At 46.4% G+C, this 23,078-nt stretch carries 18 protein-coding genes; 15 read left to right on the top strand and 3 right to left on the bottom strand.

Translation table 11 applies throughout. The annotated features are described in order from the left end of the window. The first annotated feature begins 2 nt into the window (after window positions 1–2). From ACYQ2E_RS00810 to ACYQ2E_RS00795, 4 genes are all read left to right on the top strand, one after another. Window positions 3–383, top strand: coding sequence for a nuclear transport factor 2 family protein (locus ACYQ2E_RS00810; RefSeq protein ID WP_460016143.1), 381 nt, complete (start codon window positions 3–5; stop codon window positions 381–383). Between the two features lie 78 nt (window positions 384–461). Next, window positions 462–719 (top strand): hypothetical protein, encoded by a 258-nt coding sequence (locus ACYQ2E_RS00805; protein ID WP_460016142.1) that lies wholly within the window; start codon window positions 462–464, stop codon window positions 717–719. After that, on the top strand, window positions 716–1,039 hold the full coding sequence (locus tag ACYQ2E_RS00800) for a type II toxin-antitoxin system RelE/ParE family toxin (protein ID WP_460016141.1): 324 nt from the start codon (window positions 716–718) through the stop codon (window positions 1,037–1,039). The genes ACYQ2E_RS00805 and ACYQ2E_RS00800 overlap by 4 nt, the downstream gene beginning before the upstream one ends. A 38-nt stretch (window positions 1,040–1,077) precedes the next feature. Beyond that, window positions 1,078–1,995: a choloylglycine hydrolase family protein gene (locus ACYQ2E_RS00795; RefSeq protein ID WP_460016140.1), complete on the top strand. Its 918-nt coding sequence runs from the start codon at window positions 1,078–1,080 to the stop codon at window positions 1,993–1,995. Between the two features lie 242 nt (window positions 1,996–2,237). Here ACYQ2E_RS00795 and ACYQ2E_RS00790 read toward each other — a convergent pair whose 3' ends face one another. Continuing rightward, complete coding sequence (locus ACYQ2E_RS00790; protein WP_460016139.1) at window positions 2,238–2,681, bottom strand: flavodoxin; 444 nt, start codon at window positions 2,679–2,681, stop codon at window positions 2,238–2,240. Between the two features lie 150 nt (window positions 2,682–2,831). Between ACYQ2E_RS00790 and ACYQ2E_RS00785 the strand changes: the two genes are divergently transcribed. The 3 genes from ACYQ2E_RS00785 (at window position 2,832) to ACYQ2E_RS00775 (ending at window position 13,780) form a co-directional block, all read left to right on the top strand. Next, window positions 2,832–3,686 (top strand): methionyl aminopeptidase, encoded by an 855-nt coding sequence (locus ACYQ2E_RS00785; RefSeq protein WP_460016138.1) that lies wholly within the window; start codon window positions 2,832–2,834, stop codon window positions 3,684–3,686. A 117-nt stretch (window positions 3,687–3,803) separates the two neighbouring features. Next, the gene (locus ACYQ2E_RS00780) at window positions 3,804–4,664 is read left to right on the top strand and encodes a YihY/virulence factor BrkB family protein (RefSeq protein ID WP_460016137.1); all 861 of its coding nucleotides are present in this window, start codon (window positions 3,804–3,806) and stop codon (window positions 4,662–4,664) included. Between the two features lie 533 nt (window positions 4,665–5,197). Beyond that, window positions 5,198–13,780, top strand: coding sequence for a beta strand repeat-containing protein (locus tag ACYQ2E_RS00775; protein WP_460016136.1), 8,583 nt, complete (start codon window positions 5,198–5,200; stop codon window positions 13,778–13,780). 105 nt (window positions 13,781–13,885) lie between these two features. On the opposite strand, the gene ACYQ2E_RS00770 is transcribed toward ACYQ2E_RS00775, so the two are convergent. Beyond that, complete coding sequence (locus ACYQ2E_RS00770) at window positions 13,886–14,323, bottom strand: GtrA family protein (protein ID WP_460016135.1); 438 nt, start codon at window positions 14,321–14,323, stop codon at window positions 13,886–13,888. A 77-nt stretch (window positions 14,324–14,400) separates the two neighbouring features. Between ACYQ2E_RS00770 and ACYQ2E_RS00765 the strand changes: the two genes are divergently transcribed. The 8 genes from ACYQ2E_RS00765 (at window position 14,401) to ACYQ2E_RS00730 (ending at window position 20,867) form a co-directional block, all read left to right on the top strand. Continuing rightward, window positions 14,401–14,580 carry a hypothetical protein gene (locus ACYQ2E_RS00765; RefSeq protein WP_460016134.1) on the top strand — a complete coding sequence of 60 codons (180 nt, stop codon included), beginning with the start codon at window positions 14,401–14,403 and terminating at the stop codon, window positions 14,578–14,580. Window positions 14,581–14,818: 238 nt separating this feature from the next. Next, window positions 14,819–15,619 carry an SDR family oxidoreductase gene (locus ACYQ2E_RS00760; protein WP_460016133.1) on the top strand — a complete coding sequence of 267 codons (801 nt, stop codon included), beginning with the start codon at window positions 14,819–14,821 and terminating at the stop codon, window positions 15,617–15,619. A 160-nt stretch (window positions 15,620–15,779) separates the two neighbouring features. Continuing rightward, window positions 15,780–17,621, top strand: coding sequence for a BglG family transcription antiterminator (locus ACYQ2E_RS00755; protein WP_460016132.1), 1,842 nt, complete (start codon window positions 15,780–15,782; stop codon window positions 17,619–17,621). Next, complete coding sequence (locus ACYQ2E_RS00750; protein WP_460016131.1) at window positions 17,609–18,091, top strand: transcriptional regulator GutM; 483 nt, start codon at window positions 17,609–17,611, stop codon at window positions 18,089–18,091. The genes ACYQ2E_RS00755 and ACYQ2E_RS00750 overlap by 13 nt, the downstream gene beginning before the upstream one ends. An 85-nt stretch (window positions 18,092–18,176) precedes the next feature. Further along, the gene (gene srlA, locus ACYQ2E_RS00745) at window positions 18,177–18,728 is read left to right on the top strand and encodes a PTS glucitol/sorbitol transporter subunit IIC (RefSeq protein ID WP_460016130.1); all 552 of its coding nucleotides are present in this window, start codon (window positions 18,177–18,179) and stop codon (window positions 18,726–18,728) included. 10 nt (window positions 18,729–18,738) lie between these two features. Next, the gene (gene srlE / locus ACYQ2E_RS00740; RefSeq protein WP_460016129.1) at window positions 18,739–19,743 is read left to right on the top strand and encodes a PTS glucitol/sorbitol transporter subunit IIB; all 1,005 of its coding nucleotides are present in this window, start codon (window positions 18,739–18,741) and stop codon (window positions 19,741–19,743) included. A 58-nt stretch (window positions 19,744–19,801) separates the two neighbouring features. Continuing rightward, the gene (locus tag ACYQ2E_RS00735; RefSeq protein WP_460016128.1) at window positions 19,802–20,173 is read left to right on the top strand and encodes a PTS glucitol/sorbitol transporter subunit IIA; all 372 of its coding nucleotides are present in this window, start codon (window positions 19,802–19,804) and stop codon (window positions 20,171–20,173) included. 10 nt (window positions 20,174–20,183) lie between these two features. Then, a complete protein-coding gene (locus tag ACYQ2E_RS00730; protein ID WP_460016127.1) occupies window positions 20,184–20,867 on the top strand; it encodes a fructose-6-phosphate aldolase in 684 nt (227 codons plus the stop codon). Between the two features lie 59 nt (window positions 20,868–20,926). On the opposite strand, the gene ACYQ2E_RS00725 is transcribed toward ACYQ2E_RS00730, so the two are convergent. Further along, entirely contained in the window at window positions 20,927–23,029 is a 2,103-nt protein-coding gene (locus ACYQ2E_RS00725; protein ID WP_460016126.1) for a Cna B-type domain-containing protein, read from the bottom strand. Window positions 23,030–23,078 lie beyond the last annotated feature (49 nt).

The raw sequence follows: 23,078 nt of genomic DNA, 5'->3' as shown, positions 1-23,078 counted from the left end.
AAATGTATGAAGAAATTTTTCAGAGCTATTGCCAAACTTGGCTGGACAAGGATTTGCCAGGATTTCTGAATTTATTATCGGATGATATTTTGTACACAGAATGTTATGGTGCCCAATATCAGAATAAAAGCGAGTGTGAAAGCTGGTTCCGTCACTGGTTCAGTCAATCCGAGAACCAGGTTTTGAGCTGGAAAATCGGCTCGAGCTATTATGATGAAAAACAGCAGACAGGCTTTTATACCTGGACTTTTGAATGCTTTTACAAGGGTGAACGCAGCAAGTTTGACGGCAGTTCACTTGTTAAATTTGACGAGAACTGGAAAATTCTAGAGATTCAGGAATTTGAGCAGACGCATGAGAAATTTCGGCCTTTTGCAAAATAAATTGTCTTGTGTTTTATTACTTGACAAAATTTGAAAAATAATATATACTCAATATATATTAAGCCAAAGGAGAATAAAATGTCAGCTGTCAAACAAAGAAAAGTCGGCACTTCGTATGTTTTAACCGTCCCCAAAGAATTTGCCGACGGCGGGCGTGAATACGAGGCCCACGTTGAAGACTCAGGCGTGATTTATTATGTCCCCGTTCAAAGCAATGAAGAAGTCTTTCGAAACAAGATTGAAGAAGATTTCAAAGCGATTGCAGAAGAAAACTTCGTCACAGAGCAGCAGCTGAAGAAAAAATTCGGCCGTTACGGCTGGGGAAAAAATAGATGATTGAATTTGAACTGGTCTACTTATCTATTTTCATGAAAAGTTTGGATGAAATCGTAAGCTATTTTGAATCAGAATTTTCATTTTCAGAAGCTCAAATTGAAGCTTTTGTGACAAATATTGAGCGGAAAATCCAGAGTCTGAGCTTTCAGCCGGCACATCATCAGGACGTTGCCGCGGTTTACGGATTTTCAGAGGCGACTTACCGGATTGACATCGGGAAATATTACCGCCTGTTTTATCGAGTCGATGAACTGGAGAAGAAAGTCTATATTGGCCGTGTTTTCAATCAGGGTCAGATGAAATTGAATTTTGATGACTAATTTGACTGATTTGGGAATGAATTGAGGGCAAATGAACCATGTGTACAAGTATTAAAATGCAGGCAGCAGATGGCGGATTACTTTTCGCTCGAACCATGGACTGGCATGCCGACTTTCACCCCGCTGCATTGACGGTTCCGCAGAATTATGCCTGGAAGAGTGTCTACAAGGGTGAGCCGATTATCAATTCCTATGCTGTTCTTGGCGTGGGTCGTGATTTACCGGGACTTCACGCGGACATTTCAGATGGTGTGAATGAACACGGTTTTTCAATTCAGAAACTGACTTTTTCAAATAAGTCAGAGTATGCCTCGTTTGTGCCTGACAAGTCTGGCGGCTTGCAGCAGCTCGCACCTTTTGAATTTGTGCTGTGGGCGCTGGGAAACTGCAGCTCGGTGGCCGATTTAGCTGCGAAACTTGACGGCATTAGTCTCATGACGGATGAGTATTCAAATTATAAATTTGGCCGGAATGATTTGCATTTTGCGGCTTGTGACAGAACTGGACGAATGGTTTCAATTGAGCCTTTAGACGGAAAGCTGACTGTTGTTGAAAATCCGATTGGCGTGGTCACTAATGCACCGAGATTTGAGCGGGAAATTGAGAAGCTAGGGACTTATCTGGATTTGGCTGATTTGGCTGAGGAGGCCTCTGGGCCGAATAAGATTTCGACAGGAAATTTCTCTGGAAAACCGGTGTGGCCTGGCGGATTTACACCGACGTCGCGATTCATCCGTGCGGCAGTATTGCGCGAGCGTGCAGTTTTTCCGGACAATGAGCAGGCCAATGTCATTGAAACCTGGCATGTACTGAATTCTGTGACAGTGCCGCGTTCAGACGGACGCTCTGAAATTTCAACGATTTATCGGAGTGCTGTGGCTCTTGACAGTTGCACGCTTTATCTGCAGAAATACGATGATTTCGGTATTTCGAGTTATAAGCTGGCTGGTAATTAGAAGGATTTGGTCAATTCGGCTGAACTGTCCAATTAAGTTGGGTATTTCTATAAAGTTTTTGGACAGGCCGGCCAGTTACATGATTTCAACCGGATATTCAACTTGAATAAGTTGAACAGAGAAGCTCTCGTCCGTTAAGAATAAAAAGTGCAAACAAAAGACTGACTCATCATCATGTAAGCCAGTCTTTCGATTAAGGTGCGGCAGGTCGATTCTGCCAGAGTTCTGCAGCGCAGAAGTGATTAAATTTTGCTGGCAAGCTCTTCCGCAAAAGCCTCCAGATGTTTTTTATCCTCTTCCTCAGGGTAGAGGTCAACTTTGACCAGCTCAGCACCGCGAGTGGCACCGCAAGCCTCAAAAGCGCGGTCGAAGTCTTCGACATTACGGCAGAATTCCTCGTAGAAAGTGTCGCCAGAGCCGAATGCCCCGAAAATCTTGCCTGTCAGGTCCATCTCCTGCATATCCTCGTAGAAATCAATGATTTCATCCGGCATGTCGCCCTCGCCGTATGTGTAGGTGCCCACGATGCAAAGCTCCGCATCCTCAAAGACATCCTCCGGGTCTACCGTTGTGCAGTCGTGGATGTCCACATCGACACCGAGCTCTTTTAGTTTCTCATAAACGATTTCCGCGCAGGCCTGCGTGTTGCCTGTCATTGAGCAGTATACGATTTCAGCTTTAGCCATATTGATTAAATTTCCTGCCGTGATTTTTGGAAGTAAAGCTCAGACTGAGTCTGCCTATCGGAATCACGGCCTATTGCGGCGAAAAAACCGCAATATTCCCTTTCTTTTTGATATACCGATTATAGCAGGAATTTGTGATAAAATAAAGTCATGATTACATTAAAATCTCAGCGCGAAATCGATCAGATGCAGCGCTCAAGCAAAATATTAGCAGACATTCACATTCATTTACGCGACATGATTAAGCCCGGCCTTGACATGTGGGAAATCGAAGAGTACGTGCGCGGCGTCTGCAAAGAAAAAAATGTCCTGCCTCTGCAGATTGGCGTCGACGAGGGCTATTACAACCCTTACCCTTATGCGACCTGCTGCTGTCTGAACGACGAAGTGGCGCACGCTTTTCCGCGGCATTACATCCTTAAAGACGGCGATTTGCTCAAAGTTGACATGGTGCTCGGTTTGGTTGAGGATGATTATGTCAATGTTGCAGCACTTGATTTCGACGATGCGGAGGCGATGCAGCCTGTGATTGAAGGCTTCCGCGGCGGTGTGGCCGATTCCGCCTGGGCTTATAAAGTCGGCCAGGTCTCTCAGCAGGTCAGTGACCTCTGGGACGTCACCCGTGAGTGCCTCTACCGTGGGATTGAAGTCTCCAAAGTCGGAAATCGAATCGGCGATATCGGCGCAGTCATTCAGGAATACGCGGAAAGCCGCGGCTACGGTGTTGTCCGTGACCTCTGCGGTCATGGCGTAGGCCCAACCATGCATGAAGACCCGCTCATCCCGCATTACGGTGTGGCAGGGCACGGTTTGCGCCTGCGCGAAGGCATGGTGCTCACGATTGAGCCTATGATTAATACCGGCAGCTGGGAAATCAAGCATGACGGCGAGCGCGGTTATGTGACGGCGGACGGCAGTTTGTCCTGTCAGATGGAGCATCAGTTTGTCGTGACGAAAAACGGCCCTGTCATCCTGACTTCACAAGGCGAAGAGAGAACTTATTAGGAAGCGTTTTGTCGGCGTTCCGATAAAACGGCAGTTCTCGGCATTTAGCACAATATGAAGAAGTTTTTAAACAAAATCACCCATTCTGAACAGTTAAATATTTTTATTTCTCTGTTTATGAGTTCTGAAATGGGTTTGTCTTCAATTGCAGTGGCTTATTATTTGCTACTGTCCATTTTTCCTATGCTTCTGATTGTCGCCAATGTCCTGCCCTATCTTAAAATCAATGTCTCTGAAGTCCTGGAGTTCATGCAGAAAAACCTGCCCAAAGAGTTCTACAGTATGACGGCGGGCTATGTCAAGCAGTACTTGTCAACGCCGAATTCAGCCCTCTTTGCTGTGGCTATCATCCTGGCGCTCTGGACTTTCTCCAAGTCAATGTCGGCGCTGGAGATGGCGATGAACAAAGCCTACGGCGTCACCAAGCACCGCGATGTCATTATCAGCCGGATTTTCGGTATTACGGGCGGTCTGATTATCATGATTCTGCTTTATCTGGCCGTGGCAATTTCGACTTTTGGACAGACTGTCCTGACACAGATTTATCAGCGCTATCAGTTCAATACGACGGTCTATAATTTCCTGGAAAATTCGACGCTGCCAATCGTTGCGTTTGTTACTTTTGTGGTTCTGATGATTCTTTATTCGCTGATGCCGAATATCAGAATAAAAAAACTTCGCTATATTATGCCGGGTACCCTGTTTTCCCTGTTTGTTCTGGTCTTTTTGACCAGCTTTGTCGGACAGTATGTCGCTCACTTTGTTGATTCCTGGCAGGACTTCCGACTTGTCAGCTCGATTGTTATTTTTGCAGTCATGATTTGGTTTATCTTTATTTCGCGTGTCCTGATTCTAGGCGCCATGCTGAACGCGACTTATCAGAGGCGCAAGGAAGGGCAAATCGAGACAAGACGCGGCGACATCATTGAGCTGATAAAAGATTTACGCAAGGACGAGGACGAAAAAAAGTCGGTTTAGGGGCTTGTGGGCAATGGCATAGCTTTGAAGCTGATCTGTTCTGGACTTATAAAAACACTTAGTGTCTAAAAATGGACGCTAGGTGTTTTTTGATTTAAATTTATACGTTATTCAGTTATCATATTTGATAAAAAATCATGTTAAGGAAAATTTAAGACTAAATATTTGACAAAAATAGACAAAGTGTTTATAATCTAAACTGTTAGATAGTCTGACTAATTAAATCAAGCAATTAATTGTAATTGTTGTCCAATTATTGTAAATAAAATTATGTTTAATCAATATTAAAGTGATTAATTATAATAATAATAATTGTACAGTCAGTCTGATTAATCTCTCTATTCAATAAAAAAATGAACAAATTATACGACAAAAAGGACAAAGGTCCATGAAATGCTTAATTACTATGTAAATATTTGATAATTCAAATATTTATGCAGAAAATAAAAGCAATTAAAATTGTAAATCTATACTTTCTTAACAGAAAGCAGTGCGAGTATAAAAAGAAAAAGAACAAAAGGAGATCATGAATCATGATTAAAAAAAGAAAGAAAGCGACATTCTCTCGAAAAGTCTCAGTTTTCCTACTGGGAGCAACCGCAACAACAGTAGCATTGACAGCACCTGCAGCTTTATCGCACATAATTTTGAACAGTGACGGCCTAGTCGCATATGCTCAAACCGTTAGCTCGGATAATATTTCAAAGACAGCAACTACACCTTCCGGTCAAGGCGTGCCTTTTACGCTAAACAATAGTGCTGCTTATGCCACTTCCACAGCGTATAGAGATGCAAGCAAAGATTCCGGCGGAACAACGGATGCGGCAGGCGGAAGGTGGATGAATCTTATTCCGAATTCGCCGTATAAAGCCGGTTATGTGATGCAGAATCAGACCTTTAGTGCCTATGCAGATTTCCATATTGATGGTTATTTAGGTGCAGATAGACTGACAAATAATTCCGGAGACTGGGTCGGTATTGATTTGATGGGTAACACGACACCAGCAGATGCTGCAAGTAAAGGAGAAACAGGCGGCGGACTAGGAATTAGAGGTATCGCTAATTCTATAGGCTTCGGTTTTGACCTTCACCAAAATGTTGGCGGACCATATTACGACCCTGCTACTCCGTATGTTGGAATGCGCTGGACAGGTGATGGAACTGCTTTAAATAACTTCACCAACAGAGAAAATCTATTTAATAATAACAATATAGCGGGATGGAATTCACATAATATTAAATATACGCTTGATTACCATTACCCCGGAAATCCCGGCGGTCAGTATTTTACAGGAAGCTTTGATGACGGTGCTGGTCACACTTGGAGTTTTGATACGCGTAATTCAGGCTCCGCCGGTGCGCTTGGAATAGCTATTCCGTCAGACGGCTATTGGTCATTAGGTCTTGGTGCAGCAAGCGGAGAGCAATATCAAGGATTTTATGGCAGTATTGATAACGTGAGCGGAACTGCTGCAACTTCAACTGGTACTGTAAGCTATAAGGTAGACCCAAACGTGACTACTCTGCCTGCAGGCACGACGGGAAATTCTACCGTCGCACCGAATTCAACAGTGAAATCAGGATTAGCTGATACAATCGGTATTGCGGGTGTTTCTGACGGTGCAAAGAATGGAATTGATACTTACACCTATACGGCAGATGCCGCAGCATTGACTGGGGTTAATGCTCAATACGCTTCCGGCTGGCATCCTTCACGCACAATCAATACATCCACAGGTGCCCATGGGACCTGGTCAGACCTTTACTTCGAAAAGAATGCCGCCAATAATACGTGGACAATTTTTTACGCACCTGATTATCAAGAATCTAATGTAGTGACAGATGCCACTGACCCGACAGGCGCAAAGACTCTGGATACCGTCAAGGGAATAACCGGCGGAAACATCAGCGGTTGGACAAAGACAGATGCAGATTTGGCACGTACAGGATACGGATATACAGTTAAAGGACCAGACGGCAATATCTACAGCACTTTAGCCGCTGCTCAAGCAGCAGCTGCGAATAAGACATTTGATAGTACAAGCAACGGCGCAGCCGCAACAGACAGCGCACCGCAGAATTTTGTTGTCACTTATAACAGAGGCTTCCAGCAGGCCATCGTCAAGAGCATCAGCAATGGCGACAGCTCAACCTCTAAAACTATTGCGACTTACGATACGACCACGACACCAGACAAACCTCTGGAAAACGGCACGACCGGTACACTGATGTCTAAAGTGGATGATTCTGCACTTGCAAAATCAGGCTATACCTACACAGTCACAGCGCCTAACGGCACGACTTATCCAACGATGCAGGCAGCCTGGGCAGCCACGAACACTTGGGATTTAACGCCGAATGGGCCTGGTGCAACGACTGATAGTAATCCGCAGGTCTGGACAGTCAACTATACGGGTCAGACACAAACAGCTGTCGTGACCCAGTCATCAACTGACGGCAGTATTCCGGACGGCACTAAAGAAACAGCGACCGGCCCAAGTGACACAAATATCGCGTTTAATACAACCGACAATAATCTGGTAGTAGTAGGTTATAACTACGTTGTGAACGTTTATGACGGAAATGGTAATCTGCTGGGCACTTATCAGACACTGAGCCAGGCCGTTACAGCCAATCCTAAGTTTGACAGCAGCGCAACGGACGGAACCAGTGACAAGCAGTCGCAGAAATTCTCTGTTCTCTACACACCACTAGATGACAATATCACCAACAACTTCGTTGACAATAAAGGAAATGTCATTCTGCAGCCGACAACCAGCCAAGGAAAGACCAACAGCACGATTGACACCAGCAATCATCCGACAATTCCAGGCTACGTCTTTGTCCAGGTTGACCCAAGCTCAGATACAAGAGTTAAGTCAGATGGAACATCACAAGTTACTTACATTTACCAGATTGACCCGGCCATCATCACAGCAGCAAATAACGCTGAAACAGCTGCGAAGACCTCAAACGTCAACAACGAGCCATCTGTTGCAAGCGCAGAAAATAATCTGCAGAGCATCTTAGACAATCCGAAATCTACACCACAGCAGATTCAGGACGCAACGACTGCCTTGAATGACGCAGTTACACAGGCTAAAGCCGACCGTCAAACAGCAGTAAATGATGCTAATTCCGCAAATACAGCTGCAAAAAATTCTCCAGTTGCGAATGAACCTGGTGTTCAGCAAGCTGAGCAGAATCTGCAGAACGTCTTAAACAATCCAGCTTCAACAACACAGCAGATTAAAGATGCAACCAGTGCCCTGGAAAGCGCCGTTGTCAATGCCGTAGCCGATAGAAATACAGCAATCAACAATGGGGAAAACGCAATTGAGAGCGCAAAGAGCGGTTCAGTTGCCAATGACCCGAATGTTGCCAACGCTGAGAACAATCTGCAGAACGTCATTAACAATCCGAACTCAACCACACAGCAGATTACCGATGCCACTAATGCATTGACCAATGCAGTTTCTCAAGCCGGCATAGACAAAGGAACAGCAATCGCGAATGCCAGTGACGCTTTGGGTAAGACAGCACCCGTTTCCAACGAGCCGGCAGTTAAAGACGCCGCTTCAAATCTGAAAACTGTCCTGAATAATCCAAGTTCATCCGCACAGCAGATTACCGACGCAACCAATGCGCTTAACACAGCCGTTGCAGCCGCAAACACCGCACGTAACGGGGCAAACACAGATGCAAATACGGCAGTCACAAACGCAAAGAGTTCAACTGCACAAAATGACCCAGCTGTTCAAGACGCCATTCAGAAGTTGCAGCAGATTCAGCAGGCCGCCGCAGGTGACAGTGCTAATGACTTGACTCAGAACATTAAAGATGCCACTTCAGCATTGAATCAGGCAGTTTCTGATGCCGTAGCTAAGCAGTCTGCAGCTAAGCAAAACGCTCAAACCGCTATTTCGAATACTAAGCCGGTCTCTAACGAGTCAAATGTTAAATCAGAACTCACTGATTTGAACAATGTCTTGAACGATCCGAATGCCACAGACACAGCAATTCAGACTGCAGTAGACCAATTGAATTCAGCAGTTCAATCTGCCAAGACAGACCGTGATGCCGCCGTTTCCGCTGCCAATGCCGAAATCAGCCACATTCAAGCTGATCCGACAGACAGCGCTGACCCGACCGTTCAAGCTAAAATCAAGGCTCTGCAGGACATCATGACAAATGCTGCCAACGATGACCCAGCAGCCCTGACTCAGCAAATTATTGACGCGACAAGAGACCTTGATACAACTGCATCAAGCGTCACAGCTGCACATACAGCCGCAGTTGCCAATGCCACAAGCACGATACAAAAAACAGCACCCGTCTCAAACGAAGCCGCTGTTAAACAGGCAATTACAGATTTGAACAGTGCCATAAGCGACCCGGCGCATCAAACAGATGATATCGTAGCCAAGACAACTGCACTGCAAAATGCAATCGATACGGCTAATACAGCAAGAACTGCAGCAAATACCGCAGGAAACAATGCTATCACAGCCGCACAAGCTGACACAACAGCCGCCAATGACCCAGCCGTTAAAGCTGCCATCACAGACCTGCAGAACACCATCGCAGAAGCAGCAGCCGACAGTCCGACGGATTTGACTCAAGATATCATTAACAAGACAAATGCGCTGAACACAGCTGTCACAGCAGCGGACTCTGGTAATGGAGATGCCCGTACAGCTGCACAAACTGCCATTGCTAACACATCACCAGTTTCAAATGAACCTGCCGTCTCCACTCTGAAGCAGCAGCTCCAGGCAGCATTGGATGACCCTGCCAGCACCACAGACCAGATAAAAGCATTGACCGACTCCCTGACATCCACGACCGCAGCTGAGAAGTCAAGACGTGACCAGATTATCACAGACTCTCAAACTAACATCACAGATGCGCAGAAATCTCCAGTCAGCAATGAACAGCCTGTCCAAGATGCTATAACTGCACTGCAGAATGTTATTGACAAGTCGAAAACTGATGTACCTGATGCCTTGACGAAAGACATTGCTGCAGCTAAAACTGCTCTCCAGGAAGCTCAGACTCAGGCTCAGGCCGCTCGTGATAAAGCCGTCAGCGATGCCAATACAGCGATTGACAATGCAGAAGGTACCGGCCGTACCGACGAGACGAACGTCTCAAATGAACAGCCAGTCAAAGATGCAGCCGATAATCTGCAAAAAGTGCTTAACAATCCAGCTTCAACAACGAAGCAGATTCAAGATGCCACAACTGCATTGAATGACGCAGTGACGCAGGCACAAGCAGCTCGTCAGAATGCAGTTGACGGTGCCAATCAGGCCATCACAAATGCTGACAACTCCAACGTTTCGCAAGAGCCAGCAGTTACCGGCGCAGAAACTGACCTGAAAAATGTCCTGAATGATCCAAACTCAACAACGCAGAACATTCAGACTGCAACCGACGCTCTGAACACAGCTGTTACACAGGCACAGACAGACCGCCAGGCCGCAGTTGACAAGGCTAATCAGGCAATTGCTGATGCAGACGCCTCAAACGTTGCCAACGAGCCATCAGTAGCATCTGCTGAGGACGCGCTGAAGAAAATCAAGGATGACCCGACTTCTACTATTCAGCAGATTACAGACGCCACAAATGCATTGAATAACGCAGTTGCTCAGGCCAAAACAGACCGTCAAAATGCCGTTGATAAAGGTAATCAGGCAGTCACAAATGCAAACAATTCACCAGCTGCCAATGACCCGACAGTTACCCAAGCTAAAAGTGACCTTCAGGCCGTTCTGGACAATCCAGCATCAACGACTCAGCAAATCACAGACGCAACAAACAATCTGAATAATGCAGTAGGCGATGCTTCATCTGGCCGTGACCAAGCAGTGACAGATGCCAACTACGCGATGGATCCGGCAAATACTTCGCCAGTTTCCCATGAACCAGCCGTAGCACAAGCCATCAGCAGTCTGCAGGCGCTTGTTGCAGACCCTAATTCAACTGCAGCGCAGATTCAAAATGGCACCAGTGCATTGACTGCAGCAGTTGCAAATGCGAAAACTGCGCGTGACAGTGCGATTACAGACGCAAACACCGTAGAAACTACAGTTAAAAATTCTACCAGCGCGCAAGAGCCAGGTGTTGTAGCAGCAATGAAGACGCTGGATGATTTGATTGCGAAATCACAGACAGACAGCTCAGACGCTTTGACAAAAGACATCACAGCAGCGACTCAAGCACTTCAAGACGCTCTAAAAACAGCCCAAGACGCCCGCGATAAAGGTGCTCAGGCTGTCACAGATGCAAATAACTCGCCAGCTGCCAACGACCCGGCAGTTACCAAAGCCAAAGATGACCTTCAAACCGCTCTGGATAACCCCGCTTCATCGACTCAACAAATCACGGATGCGACGGACAATCTGAACAATGCAGTAAGTGATTCCCAAAAAGGCCGTGATGCAGCTGTAACAGATGCTAACACAGCCATCGCAAATGCTGCGCCAGTTTCTTATGAACCGGCAGTCGCACAAGCCATCAGTGACCTCAAGACACTTGTCAACAATCCGAACTCCACTGTTTCACAAATTGAAGACGGCGTAAGAACACTGAATACAGCCGTAACAGCTGCCAAAACAGCTCGTGATGCTGCAATTACAAACGCCAACACGGTGGAAGATTCAGTTAATAAATCTAGCAGCGCTCAAGAGCCAAGCGTTGTCGCAGCGATGAATAATCTGAATAATGTCATTGCGAAGTCGAAGACAGACGACGCAACCGCTCTGACAAAAGACATCACAGCCGCCATTCAGACACTTCAAGATGCACAGAAAGCTGCTCAGGATGCTCGTAATAATGGAGCTCAAGCCATCATTATTGCGAAGGATTCGCCTTTGGCAAACGACCCGACAGTCGCCAAAGATATCAGCGATTTGCAGACCCTCTTGGATAATCCGGCTTCACCAACCCAGGCAATTATCAATGCGACAAATACACTGAATAACGCAGTCAGCGATGGCTCAAAGAGCCGTCAAGACGCAGTGAATGACGCTAATACAGCCCTGGCGAATACTTCACCTGTTTCTTATGAGCCGGCCGTCGCACAAGCCATCACCGATTTGAAGACTCAGGTCAGCAATCCAAACTCGACTGTTACACAAATTGAAGATGCCGTAAGAGCATTGAACGCAGCCGTAACAGACGCCAAAACAGCCCGTGATGCCGCCATTACAGCAGCGAACGGCGTAGAAGATACAGTAAGAAAATCTTCAAGCGCCCAAGAGCCAAGTGTAGTGTCAGCAATGAAGGCGCTGGATGACCTGATTGCGAAATCCAAGACAGACAGCTCAGACGCCCTGACAAAAGACATTACAGCTGCTATCCAAACACTTCAAAACACGTTGAAAACAGCTCAAGACGTACGTGATAAAGGTAATCAGGCAGTCACAGATGCTGATAAGTCACCGGTCGCAAATGACCCGGCAGTAACTTCAGCAGAGAATAATCTGAAGAACGTTCTGAATAACCCGGCCTCAAGCAACCAGCAAATTACAGACGCGACAACCGCATTGACGACAGCCGTGAACACTGCAACAGACGCAACGAAGACACGTGATGACGCAGTGAATGATGCAAATACAGCCATTGCCAACACCTCGCCAGTCTCTTATGAGCCGGCCGTGGCACAGGCTATCAGCGCTCTGAAGACCCAGGTCAGCAATCCAAGCTCTACTGTCACCCAAATTGAAGATGCCGTAAGAGCATTGAATACAGCAGTTGCAGATGCCAAGAAAGCCCGTGATGCTGCCATTACTACGGCAACCGGCGTAGAAGACACAGTAAGAAAATCTTCAAGCGCCCAAGAGCCAAGCGTAGTATCTGCAATGAAGAACCTGGATGACCTGATTGCGAAATCCAAGACAGACAGCTCAGACGCCTTGACAAAAGACATCACAGCCGCCATCCAAACTCTTCAAAATGCTCTTAAGACCGCTCAGGACACTCGTGATAAAGGTAATCAGGCAGTCACAAATGCTGACAAGTCAAATGTTGCCAAAGAGCCGTCAGTCGTCACCGCTGAGAATAACCTGAAGAACATCTTAAATGTTCCGACTTCAACAAACCAGCAAATTACTGACGCAACAACCGCATTGAATACCGCTGTTACCCAAGCACAGACGGATAGACAAAATGCCGTTGATAAAGGTAACCAGGCAATTACGAATGCGGACAAGTCAAATGTTGCCAAAGAGCCGTCAGTTGTCACAGCTGAGAATAATCTGAAGAACACACTGAATAATCCAGCTTCAAGCACTCAGCAAATCACAGATGCAACAACCGCATTGAACACCGCCGTTACCCAAGCACAAACGGATAGACAAAATGCCGTTGACAAAGGTAATCAGGCAGTTGACAATGCGAACAATTCTCCAGTAGCAAATGACCCAACAGTCGTCAAGGATAAAAATGATTTGCAAGTCATCATAAACAATCCTGCCTCAAGCACTCAGCAAATCAAAGATGCAACCGACAAACTGAATAACACCGTAAACGATGCCTCGAAGAATCATGATGATGCTGTGAACGATGGAAAGACAGCTCTAGAGCCGTCAAACACTTCACCAGTTACATATGAGCCGACAGTTGTAATCGCCATTACCAATCTTCAAACGCTTATCAACGACCCAAGCTCCAGCGTTTCACAGATTGAGGACGGCGTAAGAGCACTGAATACAGCAATCGCAGACGCGAAAGCTGCACGAGATGCCGCAATTGCCGCCGCAAACACCATCAAGACCACAGCGAGTCAATTTTCAGTCAGCCAGTCATCAGCAGTAACTGATGCGCTGAATAAGCTGAACGACCTGATTGCAAAGGCGCAAAAAGGTGACCCATCTGCCTTGACCAGCGATATCAAGAAAGCTTCGCAGACACTTCAAGATGCCGTGACCGCGGCAACGGCTGGTACCACAGGTACCACAAGCGGCACGACAACCAGCACAACCAGCGGCAAAAACCTTCCAAATACAGGTGACGCAAGCGAAAATCTGGCAATGGGTCTAGGACTTTCATTGCTGGGAGCCACTAGCTTCAGCATGGTAAGAGGAAAACGCCGCAAAAAAAGAGAAAATTAAAAATCTAAGTTAATCTTTTCCCCCTCAAAAAGAACCGGGCTCAGGCCTGGTTCTTTTGAATTTTCTTAAACAGAAAACGCTCAATGCCTCTGAGCGTTTTTACCTTTATTCAGCTTTCTTGCGGAAAACCACAAACTTACTATAAACATAATTCACCAGAATCGTAAAGACCTGCAGCGCCAGATTCAGCCAGACCACCAGCGCATTTTTACTAATCCCGAAAGCATCCATCAGAATCTCAGGATGCGCATCGACCAGCCAGGCATTCATGCCGATTGAAAACAGCAGCAGCGCAATCCGGCCCAGCACAAAACTAAGAAATTCTTTCCAGACACTATCCGATTTATGTTGAAAAACGAACAATTTATTTGTGAAGAAGGCGAAGACAATGGCCGTTGCTTGCGCAATGGCCTCAGAAATCCAGCCTGACTGCAGCGCCTGATAACTCAGGAACTTAGCACTTGTATAGACCACGGTTGCTAGGCCGCCAAAGAATAAGTAACGAAAGCCCTCTGACAAAATCAGCTTTTTGATTTTTTCCATGTTCATATTTTATCAAAAAAAACAGAAATAAGCGTAATTTTTCTGGAATTTTCCGAGAAATCTGCTATAATGAAATTATGCCGAAGCGACAATTTTTCTTATTAGTTTTCTACACCGTGATACAAAGCGAGCTCCTTGTCTGGTCTATGAACATAGGCTCAACCTTTTTCACTGTCATTTTAGCAATCATGCTCGCCAGCAACATTATGCGCGCATACAGAGTCGAGAAATTCGCCCGGAAAAACGGACTGATTTAGCGCGTCAATCAATAACTGTAAATAAAAAAGAATAGGTCACAAATGGTCAGAAAGACTGATAGACCTGTTCTTTTTTTATACGCGTTTGAAAGAATTGGACAAATATTTCCTCACCCACTGAAAAAAGATGACCTTAACATTCTGAAAATTTTCCATATAATGAAAATGTAAGCAAGAAAACAAAACGCTTTCAAAAATCGAGCGCTCGCGCGAACATTATTCAAAAGGAGAAAATGGAATGGTAGATTGGTTGAACATCAAAAACAAAGTTTACGTTGTAACAGGCGGAAGCTCAGGCATCGGTGAAGCGGTCGTCACAGCTCTGCTTGCTCAAGGCGCAAAAGTCGCTAATTTTGACATTCAAGCATCAAAAGACAGAGATGAAAACCTGTTTTTCGTGAAAACAGACATCACGAATCAGGACAATGTCCGGGAATCTGTCGCAAAAGCTCTAGAACATTTTGGTAAAATAGAAGGTCTGGTCAACAACGCCGGCATCAACCTCCCCGGCCTGCTGGTCGACCCGGAAAACTCCGGCGGTCCGTACGAATTGAACGAAAAAGCCGTAGACACAATGTTCAATATCAACGTAAAAGGAACCTTCTTCCTGACACAGGAAATCGGCAGAATTTTAGTCAAAAATGAGTCCGGTGTCATTGTCAATATGAGCTCAGAATGCGGCTTGGAAGGCAGTGAAGGCCAAAGCATCTATGCTGGAACCAAAGGCGCCCTGAACGCACTCACCCGCTCCTGGGCAAAAGAACTCGCCAAGCACAATGTGCGCGTCGTCGGCGTCGCCCCTGGAATCATGGAAGCAACCGGACTCAGAACACTGCCCTACGAAGAAGCGCTGGCCTATACAAGAGGCAAAACCGTCGAAGAGCTCCGGGCAGGCTATGACAACACCAGCACAATCCCGCTCGGCCGCAGCGGCAAACTCAGCGAAGTTGCCGACCTGGTCTGCTACTACCTGTCCGACCGGGCAAGCTACATCACAGGCATAACAACAAATGTTGCAGGAGGTAAAACAAGGGGGTAAAACAAGATGTGAAACACGCCCGTTAAGAAGCGTAGAAATTTATGTAATTTCCCCCACAGTGGTGGGGAAAGCGACTTCTAAGCGCTAAAGCGCTAAGAATCTGCTTACTAGCTTCTGGTGTGTTGAACTCAGTTAAAACCTCAGGAAGTAAGGAGTATAAATGAGTCTAGCCATTCATCAGAGAGATTTACTGTACCTATTAGGCGCAAACCAGAAACTTTCCTATCGTGAACTGGAAAACAAGTTAGGCCTGTCCAAACGCTCAATAAAGCTGGTAGAAGAAAGCCTAAACGCGTACAAAAACATTTTTACCATAAATGTACGAGAAAACCTGCTTTCACTCGTTGTCCACAAAAAGCGCGAATACGAAGAAGTCATTTCTGAGCGGCTGCTAGTCAACAGCGACCTGAACTCCTTTCACAAAAGGCAGGGACTCATCATCGAAAAACTTCTGACGGCCGAAAACTACCTCACCGCTGACCAGATGGCAGACGACCTGCTCATCAGCCGTCGCACATTGACACGAGATTTGTCCAAAATCAAGACATTAGCCGCCAAGTACGACGTCATGATTGAGTCGAAACATGGCGTGGGCCTAAAGCTCATCGGCTCCGAACTAAACAAACGTCTATTATATCTTTACGAATCAATGAGCTACATTGACGCTAAAAATGACCTGCCCGAAGAAATAGAAATCATCTGCGAGCAGATTATCCGCTCGCAGCGCGTGCCGCTGGACATTGCCAAGCTCTTGCTCCAAGTCATCCGGCTGACAATCCTAAGAAAAGAGCACCCCTTTGCAGCCGGAGAACTCCAGGGCATTACCAGCCGAAAGAGCGATTCAAACGTCAGCTCCCTCTACCTCGCACTAGAGTACTACCTGGGCAGAAAACTGGACAAAGATGAAGAATGCTTTATCGCCTTCCCCCTGAACCTAGGCGTTGTCCCCGTCAAAATCAAAAGCCCATTCATTGAACAGCTCACTGAGCAGATTCTACTTTCAGTTGAAGTTGAATTCGGCCTGAACTTCCAGATTAAAGAAATATCCGATTTGCTGAATGACCATCTTGTCTTTCTAGTCAACCGCAGCCGCATGAAATGGCACTTCACAGATGTTTCCCTGAGAGAGCAAATCCTGAGAAATTCATTCTCCTACGTTGTTTCACAGTTCTTCGTCGAGCAGCTGGAAGAAAAATTAGACCTCATCATTGATGCGACAGAAATCACACTTTTGTCCACCTGGATTGAACTGATTTTTGCCCAGAAGAGCAAGCCACTCGTCAGGAAAATCGCCATCATCACACAGGGCGGCATCTCCTTCAACGGCCTGATAAAACGAGAAGTCGCGAACTTCTTTAACTCCGACGTCCAAATTGACTTTTTCAACATGATGACGCATCCCTCCTATCAGGAAATGAACAAAAACTACGATTTAGTCTTTGAAGACAATCTGATTTTTGATGATAACAGCACGGTCCAGCCGCTGTTTTCACTATCAGTAGTCACGCAGGAAAACCAGGCAGAACGTGAACGCATTGAGCAAAAAGTCCTAGGCAAAAGAATTCAGCAAGAGTGTCGAATAATGACCGTCCACTTTGACAATCAAAAGAGTTATGAAGAAAATCTGCTCAATCTTCTTCGCCAGTTGAAAAAATCAGGCTTAATCGACGAAAACTTTTTGTACTCACTGTTGAAAAAAGAACAGACAAATCCGTCAATTTCGTCTGAAGGACGTGCCTTCCCTCACTTTATCAACAAATTAGAGAAGAAAATTTTCCTCGTCATTCCTGAAAACTCAGATTTTCGGCTGAAAAGTGAAAAAGGCGTGCTGATTAAGGACTTCATTCTAATTGCCGTTCCGGAGATTCTGGACGAAGACGCACAGGATGTACTAATAAAAATCTTCGACAACACATTTCAAGGAGAAGACGGACGCAGCATGAACGAACGTCTAGGAATTAACCACATGAAAGAAAGGAGAAAAATCATATGCCTTCAGTAATATTGTTAGGAATACTATTTGTCGGCCTCTACATCATTCAAAGCATTTTTTCCATGATACAGATAAAATCCTTCAACAGAGCATTTCAGCAGCTCAGAAAAAAAGGAAAAGTCGTCGTCGGAAAGAAAAGCGGACACCTAGCCGCCGGAACCATCCTATTATTTTTAGTCAGTGACGAAGGCGTAATCCAGGAAGCCATCAAAATGCAGGGAATTTCCGTCTTTGCCCGCTTCAAAAAATTCGAGCAGTTCAACGGACTCGAACTACTCAGCCTGAACCCCAGCCACCCGCTAGTAAAAAAGCAGATGAAACTCACACGCCTCGCCATAGAAAACGGCCGCGAACTCTACGTCCGCTTCCTGTCCGGCGCAATGGAGCCAGAACACTACTCGGCCCTCACCCCGTTCGGCGTCAACATTTCCTATGCTTTTGGAAAACTAAAAAATAAAATAAAATACAGACAAAGTTAAGCGCTTTGTCAATAAACCGAACATAATCAACATTAACAGAGAATGGCCGAGCATTTACGCAAAAGCTATTCCAAAGGAGTGAAAAATGGATACAATCGTAAAACTCGCCGAAAGCTTCATAGGCCTGTTTAAACAAGGCGGCAACACCTTTATGGGCTGGATGACCGGCATCGTCCCCGTCGTTCTGATGCTTCTGGTCGCCATGAATGCACTGATTGCCCTCATCGGGCCGAAACGCATTGAAACACTGGCCAAACATGCAGGAAGCAACCCTTTCACCCGTTACCTCGTCCTGCCCTTTGTCGCCGCATTTATGCTGGGTAACCCGGCCTCATTCACAATGGGCAGATTTCTGCCGGAATACTACAAACCCGGCTACTTTGCCGCATTAGCACAATTCTGCCATACCTCAAACGGCGTCTTCCCGCACATCAACCCGGCGGAACTCTTCGTCTGGATGGGCATTGCACAAGGTATCCAGAAACTCGGTCTCAATCAGATGGACTTGGCAATCCGCTACATGCTGGTCGGTATCGTGATGAACTTCATCGGCGGCTGGGTGACCGACTTCATGGTCGCCTTCGTCAGCCGGCAGCAGAACGTGAAATTGAGCAAAGAAGTAAAAGCGAAAGCATAAGGAGCAGAAAATGAGTAATTATAAAGGAATTCATGTTGTAAAAGGAAACGGCGGATACGGAGGACCGCTGGACATTATCCCGACAGAAGAAAAGCACAAAGTCCTCTACATTACAGGCGGCGGGCAAAAGCCTGCCATTGTTGATAAAATCGTAGAACTGACCGGCATGGAAGCTGTGAACGGCTTCAAGACCTCAATTCCGGACGACGAGGTAGCAGTGGCCGTCGTTGACTGCGGCGGAACCCTGCGCTGCGGCATTTATCCGCAGAAAGGCATTCTGACCATCAATATCGTCGCAACCGGTAAGGCAGGGCCTTTGGCAAAATATATCACAGAAGACATTTACGTCTCAGCAGTTGGAGTAGATGAGATTACGCCATTGAGCGCAGACGAGACAGCAACAGCGGTAGAATCAGCGGCCTCTGATGAAAAGAAAGCTCCGACATATGATACGACCAAGAAAATTTCAGAACAAAAAGCAGAACAGGGAAATATTCTGGCGAAAATCGGTATGGGCGCAGGACGTGTGATTGCCACACTGAACCAGGCAGCCCGTGATGCCGTGCAGACCATGATTTACACGATTCTCCCATTCATGGCCTTTGTTGCCATGCTGATAGGCATCATCCTAGGCTCAGGTCTGGGAAACCTGATTGCCCACACACTGGCGCCGCTGGCCTCAAGCATCATAGGACTGGTAATCATAGGATTTGTCTGCTCGCTGCCTTTTCTCTCGCCATTCTTAGGCCCAGGAGCCGTCATTGCACAGATTGTCGGCACACTGATTGGTGTGGAAATCGGCAAAGGACACATTCCGCCGCAGCTTTCACTCCCAGCCCTATTCGCGATTAACACACAAAATGCCTGCGACTTCATCCCAGTCGGACTGGCTCTGACCGAAGCAGAATCTGAAACAGTTGAAGTCGGCGTCCCAGCGATTCTCTACTCACGCTTCCTGAATGGCGTACCGCGTGTCATTGTCGCATGGCTGGCAAGCTTCGGCCTGTATCAATAATAAACAGAGCCCATTTTACAAAATAACTAAAAAAGGACAGATTGGAAAGAGAAAGCGCGTGACAGAAAAAATATTCGAGACAAAAGTTGTGCAAGTCGGCACACAGGCCCCAACACTGCTGCAGGAAGCAAATATGATTATTCTATTTGGTCTGGAAGCACCCGCGGATTTGGCAGAATACTGCTACAAAATCACTAATAAAAATCTATGCGATTCCATAGAAAAAAATGATATGCTAATGTTAGGCGGCAAACGCTTTCAAATTACCGCAGTGGGCGCCGTCGTTGAGCAGAACCTCAAAACACTCGGCCACATTACAATCTCATTTGACGGCGCAGAGCTAGCGACTTTACCAGGCACGCTTCATGTCAAAGCAGAGCAGGAGATTGAAATTGGACAGGACTCAGTTATTCAAATCATAAAACCTTAAGGAGATAAACATGGAACTAATGCTGGACACAGCCAACCTTGACGCCATCAAAAAAGGCGCAGAGACGCTGCCCCTCAGCGGAATCACCACGAATCCGTCAATCATCAAAAAAGAAGGCAAAATCAATTACTTTGAGCATCTGAAGGCCATCCGCAAAATTATCGGTTTTGACAATTCGCTGCATGTTCAGGTCGTGGCAAAAGATTTCGCAGGCATGATGGCAGACGCCGAAGCAATTCTTTCCTCAGTGGACAAGGAAGTCTTCATCAAGGTCCCAGTAACCGAGGCAGGTATCAAGCTCATCCGCGAATTAAAGCGACAAGAAGTCAACGTGACCGCAACCGCGATTTACTCCAATTTCCAGGCCTATCTGGCAATTGCTGCAGGTGCTGACTATATTGCCCCCTACTACAACCGCATGGATAATCTGAACATTGACCCTGCCCGGGCGATTTCCGAAATGGCCGGAGAAATCAGCCGCACACACAGTGCAGCCAAGATTTTAGCTGCCAGCTTCAAAAACATCGGCCAGGTCAATACAGCGATTGAAAACGGCGCCCAGTCAGTTACGATTGCGCCGGAGATAGTCACTCAGGCGCTGATGATGCCATCAGTCCTCAAAGCTGTGGATGATTTCAGTGCAGACTGGGAGAGTGTCTTCGGCGAGAAGAAAGATATTGCTTCGCTTTTGTGAAAAATTAAACAGAAAAATAGTGCCGGTTTGTCTGCCGACACTATTTTTTACATAGAACATCAATTTTTTCTGGGCTTATGAATAATTTCCGCGATTGCTGACAAAACCAGAACGATTCCAAGCCAAAGCAGGAAATCTGTCGATTGGTCGTTTGTGCTCGGCAGCATCGTCGACTTATCTGGCTTCTTATCCGGATTGGAAGGAGAAACCGGTGCCGGCGTTGAAGATGGCGGAGACGGAAGTGTATTATTCGGTACCGCGGGTTCATTCGGTGCTGTTGTAGTCGGCGTGCGGGTGTTGGTAATATTCATCCCGTCAACAGCGGCCGTATAACCTGGAACAGCCTCTTCACCGACCGAATAGTTGATGAGCTGGCCGTTTGCATCATACCTAGGCAGTTGGGTAAATGTATACTGCCAGTTATCTGCAGCACTCACCTCTTTGCTCAATACAGCTTTGCCGTCGGCCAGCAGACTCACCGTAATTGAATCTGGCCGCAGCCCGTCAGCGTTATTGTTATCGTTCCAGGTTTTGGTACCTGAAAGACTGATGACATCGTCGGCTGGTGAAGTTGGAGGCGTAACAGGTGGTGCCGCCGGTGTGCGGGTGTTGGTAATATTCATCCCGTCAACTGTAGTCGTATAACCTGGAACAGCCTCTTCACTGACTGTGTAGCTGATGAGCTGACCATTGGCATCATACTTAGGCAGCTGGGTAAACGTATACTCCCAGTTATCGGCTTCCGTAACAATTTTGCTTTGTCCATTCACTGCCTCGCCGTTTGCCAGAAGCTGAACCGTAATTGAAGCTGGACGCAGGCCGTCAATATTATCATTGTCATCCCAGGTCTTCACACCAGAAACAGAAGTCAGCTCATTTGCAGTATAAGTATTTGTGATACTTGTGCCGGAAACACTACTGCTGTAGCCAAGCGGCACGTCTTGTTCCGCAACAGTGTAAACATAAGGATTATCAGAGGCATCGTCGCGCGGAACATTGGTGAAGTCATAATTCCAGTTTCCTGCAGCATCTGGCGTGACGATTTGCTCTTTGATATAAATTCCATTTTGCAGCAGCTCAACTTTAATGCTTGACGGACGACTATTAAAAGCATTATTGTCATCATTCCAGATTTTATTTCCCTTGATGCTAATCATCTGGTCGCCCGCTGCAGAGCCGCCTTGACCTGTATAAGTGGCTGAAGTATTGACAGAATCAATCAGCTGACTGCCGTCATAGGCGGAAGCTGAGTTAGGATAGCGGCTGTCATCTGGAACGTACAATAATTTTGTCTGATAATGAATCAGAACCGAGGTAGCGGCACCATCATCTTCCATCGTCGCGCTTGTCAAAGAACCGAAATCCAACTTGAAAGTCTGTGAGCCGTCAGCTTGCTGTACAATAACGGGATTACCAGGCTCTGAGCGAACCGTGTGCAGCTGCCAGTTTCGATAAGTAATCGTCATTGAGCCAGGAACGTAAAACTGCGCGTTTTTCATGACATCATAGTATTGGGAGTCTGCGACTGCGTCACCTCTTCGATTGACAACCACAGTCCAGTTTGCAATTGTTGCGTCAGGCGTGCCGTATCTCACATTTTTCGAAATAGCGCTTGTTCCAGAAGATTCACCTCCGGATGATTTTGAAAAATTGATGTGTACCGTATGATTCGGCTCACTCTGAGTCGGGAAAATCAAATCGTTCCCGTTTGTATAATCCAGCTGAGTCTTGTCAAATCTTGACGAGAAGAAGAAATACGCCGTCACATTTGTCAGCGTTTTTACCTCAGAGTCAAACTGAATTGAAATCAGGCCATTGCTGATTGTCACCGCACCAATAATGGTTCCGTCACTTGTCTCCAGCTGAATCGGCTTTTCCGTCGTATAATTGAGCTCTTTAGGCAGAGCCATCGTATAAGGCTGCGACAAATCAAGCGCACTGCCGTCGCCGAGGTTTAAGCTGTAACCCGCACGAATAGACGAAGAATCAGAAATTTTGGCGCTAGTAATTGCCTCGTTGTTGCTGGCTGTTACAGACACCGATGTCACAAACTGACTAGCATCCAGATTTGCGGCCGCAACAGCTGTTGCCGTTCCCGAGAATCCCAGCGAGTTTACCAGCATAAACAGAATAGTAAAGAAGTTAAAAAGTTTTCTTTTCATTTTTCAAATTCCTTTCTGAAACGCGTTGACATCAGCGCTCTGCTCTGAA

Source organism: Lactovum odontotermitis, assembly GCF_054658595.1.
Note: the sequence above shows the minus strand (reverse complement) of the source record. Positions and strands in the feature narration are given on the sequence as shown.

Coding starts and splice junctions, on each gene's coding strand:
- srlA (WP_460016130.1), top strand. CDS start 18,177: ATGGATACAATCGTAAAACTCGCCGAAAGCTTCATAGGCCTGTTTAAA.
- ACYQ2E_RS00795 (WP_460016140.1), top strand. CDS start 1,078: ATGTGTACAAGTATTAAAATGCAGGCAGCAGATGGCGGATTACTTTTC.
- ACYQ2E_RS00775 (WP_460016136.1), top strand. CDS start 5,198: ATGATTAAAAAAAGAAAGAAAGCGACATTCTCTCGAAAAGTCTCAGTT.
- ACYQ2E_RS00755 (WP_460016132.1), top strand. CDS start 15,780: ATGAGTCTAGCCATTCATCAGAGAGATTTACTGTACCTATTAGGCGCA.
- ACYQ2E_RS00780 (WP_460016137.1), top strand. CDS start 3,804: ATGAGTTCTGAAATGGGTTTGTCTTCAATTGCAGTGGCTTATTATTTG.
- ACYQ2E_RS00810 (WP_460016143.1), top strand. CDS start 3: ATGTATGAAGAAATTTTTCAGAGCTATTGCCAAACTTGGCTGGACAAG.
- ACYQ2E_RS00765 (WP_460016134.1), top strand. CDS start 14,401: ATGCCGAAGCGACAATTTTTCTTATTAGTTTTCTACACCGTGATACAA.
- srlE (WP_460016129.1), top strand. CDS start 18,739: ATGAGTAATTATAAAGGAATTCATGTTGTAAAAGGAAACGGCGGATAC.
- ACYQ2E_RS00785 (WP_460016138.1), top strand. CDS start 2,832: ATGATTACATTAAAATCTCAGCGCGAAATCGATCAGATGCAGCGCTCA.
- ACYQ2E_RS00770 (WP_460016135.1), bottom strand. CDS start 14,323: ATGGAAAAAATCAAAAAGCTGATTTTGTCAGAGGGCTTTCGTTACTTA.
- ACYQ2E_RS00800 (WP_460016141.1), top strand. CDS start 716: ATGATTGAATTTGAACTGGTCTACTTATCTATTTTCATGAAAAGTTTG.
- ACYQ2E_RS00750 (WP_460016131.1), top strand. CDS start 17,609: ATGCCTTCAGTAATATTGTTAGGAATACTATTTGTCGGCCTCTACATC.
- ACYQ2E_RS00805 (WP_460016142.1), top strand. CDS start 462: ATGTCAGCTGTCAAACAAAGAAAAGTCGGCACTTCGTATGTTTTAACC.
- ACYQ2E_RS00790 (WP_460016139.1), bottom strand. CDS start 2,681: ATGGCTAAAGCTGAAATCGTATACTGCTCAATGACAGGCAACACGCAG.
- ACYQ2E_RS00730 (WP_460016127.1), top strand. CDS start 20,184: ATGGAACTAATGCTGGACACAGCCAACCTTGACGCCATCAAAAAAGGC.
- ACYQ2E_RS00760 (WP_460016133.1), top strand. CDS start 14,819: ATGGTAGATTGGTTGAACATCAAAAACAAAGTTTACGTTGTAACAGGC.
- ACYQ2E_RS00725 (WP_460016126.1), bottom strand. CDS start 23,029: ATGAAAAGAAAACTTTTTAACTTCTTTACTATTCTGTTTATGCTGGTA.